The organism is Nonomuraea fuscirosea, assembly GCF_003001935.1.
GTDB lineage: Bacteria > Actinomycetota > Actinomycetes > Streptosporangiales > Streptosporangiaceae > Nonomuraea > Nonomuraea fuscirosea.
Genome location: NZ_PVNG01000036.1, coordinates 77,368 through 86,282 on the forward strand (window position 1 = coordinate 77,368; position 8,915 = coordinate 86,282).

Here is an 8,915-nt window from a genome sequence, read left to right on the forward strand (position 1 = left end):
ATCTGCCGGGAACGGCGGAGCCGTGGCGAGGCCGTACCGACGATCGGAGCAGCGCGATGAGCACCGCGGACTTCGCCGCCGCCAACCTGTCCCGCGCCACCGGAGCCGGGCTGGACCCGCACGAGTACCTGCGCGTCACCGGCGGGCTGACGGACCTGGACCAATGGGGCGAGGCCTTCATGCGTTCCGCGCGCGAGCACGTGGCGCGCGCCGGGCGGGCGGGCACGGCGATCTCGGCGGGCGAGCACCTCCAGGCGGCGGCGCGCTGGTTCCACTTCGCCACCCTGGGACCGAACCGCGAGAGCGCGCTCGCGGCGGCCGAGGCCGACGCCGCCATGGGACGCGCGCTGGCGTCGCTGGAGCCGCGGGCGCGCCGGATCGAGGGACCCGGCTTCACCGGCCGGCTGCGCGGCCCGGCCGAGGCCGCAGCCACGGTCGTGGTGGTTCCCGGGCTGGACTCGGGCAAGGAGGAGTTCCACGATCTCGTCGCCGCCCTGCTGCGCCGGGGGCTGGCCGTGTTCGCCATGGACGGGCCGGGACAGGGCGCACTCGCCGCCACCAGCACCGTCCGTGCCGACTACCACCGCGTGATCGGCCGGGTCCTCGACGCGCTCCGCCCGCGCAAGGCGGGGCTCGTCGGGCTCAGCCTCGGTGGCTACTACGTCGCCGAGAGCGCCGCTCTGGAGAGCCGCGTCGCCGCCGCCGTCACCGTGAGCGGTCCTTTCCAGCTGCGCTGGGGCCTCCTGCCGCCTCCCGTACGGGAGCTGCTCAGCCGGCGGGCCGGCGGCGAGGAGCCGGCCCGCCGCTTCGCCGGTCAGGTGGACCTGTCCGCCCTCGCGCCGCGGATCACCTGCCCGCTGCTGGTCGTCGACGGCGGCCAGGACGTCATCCCCGGGGTGACCGGCGGCGAGCCGCTGGCCCGCCTGGCGCCGCACGGGCGGTACCTGTCCGTGCCCCATGGCGACCACCTGCTCGGCAACGCCCGTCCCGACTGGCTGGCCACGGCCGCCGACTGGATCGCCGCGGCACTCGCATGACCCGATCGTCCGCGAGCGGGGCACGCCGGGGGCTCACGAGCCGAACGGCTCGGTCCCGCCTGCGGCCGCTCACGGCCTCGGGGAGCGGGCGGCGGCGAGGCGGTCGAGGATCTCGGCGAGGTTCGGGGTGCTGGTCGCGAAGTTGAGCCGGGCGAACGCGGCGGTGTCGACCGTCGTGTGCTGGGAGAACTCGGCCCCCTCGCTGAGCTTGACCCGCGCCAGGCGTTCCAGCCGCGCCGCGGGCTCGTCGCCGCCGACTGGGCTCGCGGTGAAGTCGAGCCAGCTCAGATACGTGCCCTGCGGCGAGTGGTAACCCGGGTCCCACGGCAGCGAAGCCGCCCACTCCCCGATCAGCCGCCGGTTGCGTTCCAGGGTGCGCATGAGGCCGGCCAGCCAGTCCTCGGACCGCTGCCAGGCGGCCAGGGTGGCGACCCGGCTGAGGATGCTCGGCGTGCCGAAGAAGTCGAGCGGCGCCCTGGCCAGCGCGTCGTGCAGCCGATCCGGGCCGACGTGCGCGACGGCGCAGCGCAGCCCGGCGATGTTGAACGCCTTGGTCGCCGACGTGGTCGTGACCGTCCGCGCGGCGGCCGTGCCGAGCGCGGCGAACGGCACGTGCCGGTGCGGGGCGAACACCAGGTCGGCGTGGATCTCGTCGGCCAGCACCACCAGGTCCAGTTCCTCGGCGGCCGCCGCGTACGCGCTCAGCTCGCCGGGCGTCAGGACGCGGCCGGTCGGGTTGTGCGGGTTGACCAGCACCAGCAGGCGGCAGCCCTGCTCACGCAGGTGCCCGGACAGGTCGCCGGTCGGGGGATGCCATCCGCTCTCGTCCCTGCTCATGGGCAGCGGCACGATCCGCCGTCCCGCGCGGGCGATGCTCGCCAGGAACGGCGGGTACGCGGGCACGTGGATCGCGACGCCGTCGCCCGGCGCGGTGGCGTACTCGATGATGACCTGGAGCACCTGCAGCAGGTCGGTGAAGACGCGCGTCCGGCCGGGGCTCGGGCGCCACCCATGGCGGGTGGCCATGCGCTCCTCGAACGCCGCCACCACCGGGTCCTCCCCCGTCCAGTACGGGTAGCCGAAGTCCGCGCGGCCGGTGACGTGCAGGATGCTCTCGCTCACGGCGGGCGGGACGCCGAAGTCCATGTCGGCCACCCAGGCCCCGATGGTGCCCTGCGGCAGGGAGCCCCACTTGACGCCGTGTCCTGAGCGCAGCCGTTCGACGTCGATGGCCTCGAACGGGCCGGTCGGCCGGCCGGTCACGGCGTCGCCCCGGCGAGGATGGCGTCGCGCAGGATCTCCATCTGGCCGTGGTGCTGGGCCAGCTCCTCGTACACGTGCAGCAGCGCCGCGCCCTGGGTCAGTTCGCGGTCGGGACCGAGGAAGCTCGGGGGCGGCGTGCCGCGGAGCCCGGCGGCGGGGACGGCGGCGCGCACGTCCGCGGCGAGCCTGGCCCGCACCGCCGCCACGTCCTCAAGCAGCGGGCCGACGGGGCCGGCGCTGGCGAACTCGCCGTCGCGGTCGCGGGCGACCTCGCGTCCCGCCACGAGCTCTCCCGCCCAGTACGAGGTCACCCCGAGGCAGTGGGTGAGCAGCGCGTACGGCGAGTTGGCGCCGGGCAGCGGCGGCCTGGTGTTGGCGAGCCGATCGCCGAGGCCGGCGACGATGGCGGCCATCCCGTCCAGGGCGCGATCGACGTAGTAGAGGTAGTCGTCTTCGGTGATCAACCTGTGTCTCCCCAGGCGTGCTGTAACCGGCTTAGGTGGTGTACGCAACCTTGCGGCATCCGGCTGTAACCCGTCAAGATGGTGTCGTGAGTTTCGTCTTCGTCAGCGGCAACCTCGCCCTCGACTTCGCCGGCACCCTCAAGTGGCGCCGCAGCGAGCCGGAAGAACTGCTCGCCACCCCAGCCGACCTGGGCCGATGGGCCGTCGAGGCCGGGGTGACGAACGAGGCGCCGGCGATCGGCACCGCCGACCTGCGGCGGCTGCGCACGCTGCGCGAGGCCGTCTACCGGCTCGTCATCCACGGCGTGAACGGCCTGCCCTGGCCGGACGGCGACCTGGGCGTCGTCAACGAGGAGGCGGCCGGGGCACCTCCCGGTGTGCGGCTGACCCCCGAGGGGCTCGTCCGCACCGGAGACGCCGGCGCGCTGGCCGCCGCCGTGGCCCGCTCCGCGGCCGAACTGCTCGGGGAGCTGAGCGAACTGCGCGTCCGGGAGTGCGCCCTGGCGGAGTGCACCCGCCTGTTCATCGACCGCTCCCGGGGCGGCAACCGCCAGTGGTGCGGCATGGAGGAGTGCGGCAACCGCGTCAAGGTGGCCAACTACCGCTCCCGCAAGAGCGCGACCACGGCCCCGGGATGAGGTCCGGCCGCGCAGGCGTCGCGCGAGGCTGAGGGCCGGCGGCGCAGGGGTCGTGCGGTGCGCTCAGCCGAAGATCACGTGCCGTCAGCGTGCCGGTGCTTCCCCATCCTCACTGCGGGCGGCCGCGAGGAGGAGTTCGGCCTCGGCGAGCGCGCCGTGCCATCGGCTGAGCGCGACAGCAGCCGTGGCGATGTCGTCGGCGTTCATCCTCCAGCACAGAGCGGTTCCTCCCTGCTCCCGGAAGGCGACGCAGTTGTCCGCCGTGTCATCGATGAGCAGCGCGTCCTGGAAGGTCAGGCCATGCCGGCGCAGCCAGGGCCCGAAGAAGCGGACGATGCCTTCGCTCTTGAGCGCTGCGACGTCGCTGGAACAGATCAGGTCATCACAGACGAAGGCCCACTCGGCGAACGTCGCCCGACGGGGGCCTGCCGGGCGCCGGACCTCGCGTACCCGCCTGAACGTGTCGGCGAAACAGTCCATGTTGTCGGTGGACACGACGATCGAGGCATCCGGCCTGACCTCGCGGAGCATCTGCAGCAACGGCACGTTGACCTTCATCCGGGCGCAGTCGTCCAGCAGCCGGCGCTGGAGAAAGTCACCGCGAAACCGGCGATCCAGCCGGATGCCCATGCCCGCGATGACCTGAGCGGCCGACAACCGGCCCTTCATCCAGGCGTGGGCCCCGTCGCCGGTGAAGATCGGGGCGAGACTCGCCACCAGTTGCGCGTGCAGCGGATGCCTTGCGTTGTCCCGGATGGACGCCCAGAAGGGGTCGCAGGAAAGCACACCGTGCCAGTCGACGAACACCACCCGGCCGGGACGTGTGGCCTGCTTCATCCCTGAGCTCCTCCTGTTGGCGAACAGGCCGGCAACGCGTGGTTCCAAGCCCTTGACCTCAACATTGGTTGATGTTTCAGAGTGGAATCAGCAACGACCGGACGGAAAGGGACACCGACATGACCGAGAACCGCGTGATCATCTTCGAGCAGGCCGGCGCGGATCCCCGGACCGACCTGTTCACGATCGAGCACGGCGACGCCCGCACCAGCGTCCGCGCCGTGGCCGAGCCGGCTCAGATGCTGGAACTGGTGAGCGATCTGGCGGCCGAGGGGGTCGACCGGCTGGAACTGTGCGGCGGTTTCGGCGCCGGGTGGCACGCCCGGGCACGCGCGATCGTGGGTGACCGGGCCCTGTTGGGCGCGGTTTACTACGGCTTCGAGTCGCTGGCGAACGTGGCCGCGTACAAGGCGCGGTTCGAGGCCGGCGAGGTGCTGGCCGAGACGTTCCTCATCGTGCACGAGGGGGCCGACCCCCAGGTCGATCGGGTGACGGCCGAGCGCGCGGACGGCGGGACGACGACGTTCGTCGGCGTGCCCGACCTGACCGCGGCCGCGGAGGTGGCCGCCAAGATGGCCGGCGACGTGCAGCTCATCGAATTGTACGGGGCGCCGGGGCCGGAGTCGGCCGAACCGGTCATCGAGGCTGTGGCGGGCACCGTCCCGGTGGGGTTCAGCGCCTACAGCCGGTAGCACGCCCGCTCCACTCGTGGTCGGGACACTACGTGATCATGACTATCAGCCGGGACCGACACTCCCGGACGGTACGCCGCCGGCGCCTGGATCGCTAGAGGTTGAAGCCGCCCGAGATCTCGATGTTCTGCGCGGTGACCCAGCGGCTCTCGTCGGAGACCAGAGTGGCGATCATGGCGCCGACGTCCCCGGGTTCGCCGACCCGGCCGAGCGCGGTCTTGGCCGCGAGGACCTCGGCGACCTCGGGGAACCGGGTGAAGGCGTCGCCGCCGAGCCGGGTGCGGGTCGGTCCGGGTGAGACGGAGTTGACGCGGATGCCTCGCGTGCTGAACTCCTTGGCCATGTACCGGGTCAGCACGACCAGGCCGCCCTTCATCGACGCGTACGCCGAGTAGCCCGGCTCCAGGCCCGCCGTCGCCACCGAACTGCTGCTCGTGTTGACGATCGCCCCGCCGTCCACCATCAGGGGCAGCAGCCGCTGCGTGAGAAAGAACGGCCCCTTGAGCAGGACCCGCATGAGCTTGTCGAACGTCTCCTCGCTCGTGTCCTCGATCAGCGACGCCTCGGCGTAACCGGCGTTGTTCACCAGATGGTCGAAGGTGTCGCGCTGGAAGGTGTCGCGCAGCGCGCCGGCCACCGCGTCCCGGAACGCGGCGAAACCGGCCACGTCGCCGAGATCCAGCGGCAGCGCGACGGCCCTGCCGCCGTCCTTCTCGATGGCGGCGGCCGTGTCCAGCCCCGCCTGCTCGTTGGCGCCGTAGGTCAGGATGACTCCGGTTCCGCGTTTGGCGATCTCGACGGCGGCGCTCTGCCCGATGCCGGAGCTGGCGCCCGTGACGACGGCGACCTTCATGGTGTTCCTCCTGCGTACGTGTCCGCATGTGAGCGTGGAATGGGGTGATTCCATTCAACCGGCGTGACCTGCGGAAACGTTAGAACGATCCTCGCCCGTACGTGCACATTCCTCTCACGCACGGGAATCGGGGCCCGGGATCGTGCTGCAATGGCCGTATGCCGCTCGACGAACTCCGTGATCTGCTGGCCCGCCACGCCCGGCCCGACTGGACCACCGAGATCGACGGTGTCCTCGTCTCCAAGATCGACCGTTCGGAGCCGCCGGCGCTCTCGATGTCCGGCACGGTGCTGGCGGTCATCGCCCAGGGCGCCAAGCGCCTCGCGCTGGGCGACCGGATCTTCGAGTACGGCGCCGGCCAGTACCTGGTCGCGTCGGTCGACCTGCCGATCACCGGGCAGTTCCTGCAGGCCGACCCCGAGCGGCCGGCGCTGGGCTTCGGGCTCACGCTGGACCCGTCCGCCGTCGCCGAGGTGCTCCTGGCGGCCGGACCCGGTGACCTTCCCCCCTCCGGTGGCGGCGCGACGTCGGGGATCGCCGTCAGCGACGCCCCGGCCGCGTTGCTCGACGCGGTGGTGCGGTTGCTGCGCCTGCTCGACGAGCGCCGCGACCGGGCCGTGCTGGCCCCGCTGATCAAACGCGAGATCCTGTGGCGGGTGATCAGCGGCGAGCAGGGGGCGACGGTACGCCAGCTCGGTCTCACCGACAGCGGTCTCAGCCACGTCGCCCGGGCCGTGCGCTGGATCCGCGAGCACTACGCGCAGCCCTTCCGGGTCGAGGACGTCGCCAGGCTGGCCGGCATGAGCGTCTCCGCGTTCTACCGCAACTTCCATGCGGTGACCGCGATGAGCCCCATCCAGTTCCAGAAGCGGATCCGGCTGCAGGAGGCCCGGCTGCTGCTCGCCACCCACCCAAACGACGTCATGGGCGTCTGCCACCGGGTCGGCTACGACAATCCGTCGCAGTTCAGCCGGGAGTACCGCCGCCAGTTCGGCCTGCCGCCCAGCCAGGACGCCGCCCGTCTGCGTCACACGGCGCGTACCCCCGCGGCCGTCCTCCCCTGAGCCGGACGCTCAGTCACGACGGTTGATCGTCACGGGCGCCTGGTCGGCTTCGAGAACGAAGAACAGGAAGCACAGGAACCTCGTGCGTGTGGGCTCGATGTCGCGCAGCTTTTCGGGGAACAGGTCGCGGGCGGCCGGCACGAACGGCGGTTCGCTGACGACGCTGATCCGGAAGCCCGCCGCGGTGAAGGCTTCGGTCATCGCGTGCAGCGGCCGGTCCCAGAACCTCATCTGGACGGTCAGCCCGCCCAAGGTCCATTCGTCGGTACGGCTGCGGGTCTCGAAGTACCTGGGCTTCTCCCCGGCCAGCTGCTGAAAGAGAGTGACGCTGAAGGGATGGTCGACCGAGACGAGAAGCCTGCCACCAGGCTTCAGCACGCGTCGCAGCTCGGCCAGCGCCGGCCCCCAGTCTTCCAGATAGTGCAGCACCAGGGACGCGATGACGTCGTCGAACGCCTCGTCGGGGAAGGGCAGCGGGCCGGCCAGATCGGCGACCCGCAGGTCCGCGCCGGCGCCCAGCCGCCGCCTGGCCAGCTCCAGCATCCCGGCGCTCGCGTCGACGCCGGTCACGACGGCACCCCGCTCGCGCAGCTCGGCGAACAGAGGCCCCGAGCCGCACCCGGCGTCGAGGATGCGCCTTCCGGCCACCTTCCCGGCCAGTTCCAGCATCGCGGGCCGCTCGTAGTACGCGTTGAGGAGATTGCTGTCGTTCTCGGCGGAGTAACCCTCGGCCATCCGGTCGTAGTCGTTGAGCGGGGAGGGGTTCGCGGTCGCAACGCGATCTTCGGGCAAGGCAGACATGCGGGCCATTCTGTCCCAGCAGCCTCACAGCCCCGCCTGGCGAATACGCGGGGCCAGCTGTCGCAAGAAGCCGGGACGGCCGTGCTGCCTCCGTCCGGCACAGCGCACTTCCCTCTGCGCGGCCGCCGGGCGATGGGTGTCTGGACGCAGCGATGATGACAGTGGGGGCTGCTCCCGACCTGGGCACTGTCACTTCGATGGGCGTCGAAATATCGGCGCTCGCGTCATCGAAGTTGGCAGTACTCAGCGGAAGATCGTTAATTTTCAGCCCGCGCAGGGTGCATGCGACTGTCCCGTCTCAATGTCTCAATGATCACGGCGTCCCTGGCTGAATGTCTCAAACCAGTTGGCGTGTGATCACCGAATGGCTTTGAACCAGACGTCCGTCTCTCGTGAGACCGCGCAACGCCGCCAGAGACGCGCATGTCTCGACGTCCCTGTGGGGTTAGAAGTAGGCGCCGGGGATGGCAGCGCCGAGGATCGGGCGGCGAAGGTGTTGTGGGGTGAGCATGACGCCGGTGATCCGGCTGGCCAGCGCCAGGGCCGCCGGGATGGGATTGTCGATGCTGTCGCTGGCGGCCGGATCGATGCCCAGCTCGCGGAGGTGATGATTGAGCCGGTCGGGATCCGCGCCGTGCCTGTCTATGGGAAACCCTGGGTTGATGTCGGTGATGAGCTGGCCGTCGACGGCATAGGTGACCTGGTGCTGGGCGTAGTCGTGGCGCAGCGCTATCACCGCCTCACCACCGTCACGAGACAGGTCGGGCAGAGCCTCCCGCGCGCGCCAGCCGCAGTCCTCGATGGCGATCGTCCAGTCCTCGATTCGCCTCACGGTGATGATCTCCGGCCCTTCCGGCTGGGAGTAGTCCTCGTCCGTGATGAGGCGGATGTCCTCGTCTGCGGCCCCAATCCGGCGAAGCACCTCATGCTCGTCGAGCCCGCGGACGAAGACGATGGTGTAGATGTCCTGGAGGCTGCTGCTCCTTTCCCATGCGTAGTCCTCCGGCGACGCGCCGGGGGTCCTCGCGGTGGCGCGAACCATCTCGAACGTGCGCGCCTCCTCGAGGATCTCGGGATGGGCAGCGAAGAAGGCCTCGGTGATTTCTGGAGCCATCCGGCCACGCCCACTGACCAGGTACCCGTTCGCTCTCGCCCAGTCCCGGATCTGAGTCCCGCGTTCCGCGTAATTCGGGGTTCCCGGAGGTCGTAGCGACCTGAACGCGCAGGTCAGGGACTTGGAGTCTGGATGAACGGCTAGATTCACCT

At 71.0% G+C, this 8,915-nt stretch carries 10 protein-coding genes; 4 read left to right on the forward strand and 6 right to left on the reverse strand.

The window, feature by feature from the left end; all coding sequences use genetic code 11:
* Positions 1-56: 56 nt before the first annotated feature.
* The gene (locus tag B0I32_RS52065) at positions 57-1,037 is read left to right on the forward strand and encodes an alpha/beta fold hydrolase (RefSeq protein WP_106252517.1); all 981 of its coding nucleotides are present in this window, start codon (positions 57-59) and stop codon (positions 1,035-1,037) included.
* Between the two features lie 69 nt (positions 1,038-1,106).
* Here B0I32_RS52065 and B0I32_RS52070 read toward each other — a convergent pair whose 3' ends face one another.
* Complete coding sequence (locus B0I32_RS52070; protein WP_245956672.1) at positions 1,107-2,300, reverse strand: MalY/PatB family protein; 1,194 nt, start codon at positions 2,298-2,300, stop codon at positions 1,107-1,109.
* Positions 2,297-2,764: a mycothiol transferase gene (locus tag B0I32_RS52075; RefSeq protein WP_106252519.1), complete on the reverse strand. Its 468-nt coding sequence runs from the start codon at positions 2,762-2,764 to the stop codon at positions 2,297-2,299. Before B0I32_RS52075 ends, B0I32_RS52070 begins: the two co-directional genes overlap by 4 nt.
* An 86-nt stretch (positions 2,765-2,850) precedes the next feature.
* Between B0I32_RS52075 and B0I32_RS52080 the strand changes: the two genes are divergently transcribed.
* The gene (locus B0I32_RS52080; protein ID WP_106252520.1) at positions 2,851-3,402 is read left to right on the forward strand and encodes a CGNR zinc finger domain-containing protein; all 552 of its coding nucleotides are present in this window, start codon (positions 2,851-2,853) and stop codon (positions 3,400-3,402) included.
* Between the two features lie 84 nt (positions 3,403-3,486).
* On the opposite strand, the gene B0I32_RS52085 is transcribed toward B0I32_RS52080, so the two are convergent.
* Positions 3,487-4,212: an HAD family hydrolase gene (locus B0I32_RS52085; protein ID WP_146178635.1), complete on the reverse strand. Its 726-nt coding sequence runs from the start codon at positions 4,210-4,212 to the stop codon at positions 3,487-3,489.
* 146 nt (positions 4,213-4,358) lie between these two features.
* Between B0I32_RS52085 and B0I32_RS52090 the strand changes: the two genes are divergently transcribed.
* Positions 4,359-4,931, forward strand: a complete 573-nt coding sequence (locus B0I32_RS52090) for a DUF6506 family protein (RefSeq protein ID WP_106252523.1) — start codon at positions 4,359-4,361, stop codon at positions 4,929-4,931.
* 94 nt (positions 4,932-5,025) lie between these two features.
* Here the strand turns inward: B0I32_RS52090 and B0I32_RS52095 are convergent, their stop codons facing one another.
* Positions 5,026-5,784 carry an SDR family NAD(P)-dependent oxidoreductase gene (locus tag B0I32_RS52095; protein WP_106252525.1) on the reverse strand — a complete coding sequence of 253 codons (759 nt, stop codon included), beginning with the start codon at positions 5,782-5,784 and terminating at the stop codon, positions 5,026-5,028.
* A 158-nt stretch (positions 5,785-5,942) separates the two neighbouring features.
* On the opposite strand from B0I32_RS52095, the gene B0I32_RS52100 reads away from it, so the two are divergent.
* Complete coding sequence (locus tag B0I32_RS52100) at positions 5,943-6,848, forward strand: AraC family transcriptional regulator (RefSeq protein WP_106252527.1); 906 nt, start codon at positions 5,943-5,945, stop codon at positions 6,846-6,848.
* 9 nt (positions 6,849-6,857) lie between these two features.
* Here B0I32_RS52100 and B0I32_RS52105 read toward each other — a convergent pair whose 3' ends face one another.
* Together B0I32_RS52105 and B0I32_RS52110 are read right to left on the reverse strand one after the other, a co-directional pair.
* Positions 6,858-7,658 carry a class I SAM-dependent methyltransferase gene (locus tag B0I32_RS52105; protein WP_106252528.1) on the reverse strand — a complete coding sequence of 267 codons (801 nt, stop codon included), beginning with the start codon at positions 7,656-7,658 and terminating at the stop codon, positions 6,858-6,860.
* A gap of 436 nt (positions 7,659-8,094) precedes the next feature.
* The gene (locus B0I32_RS52110; protein WP_425438155.1) at positions 8,095-8,913 is read right to left on the reverse strand and encodes a DUF6461 domain-containing protein; all 819 of its coding nucleotides are present in this window, start codon (positions 8,911-8,913) and stop codon (positions 8,095-8,097) included.
* Positions 8,914-8,915 lie beyond the last annotated feature (2 nt).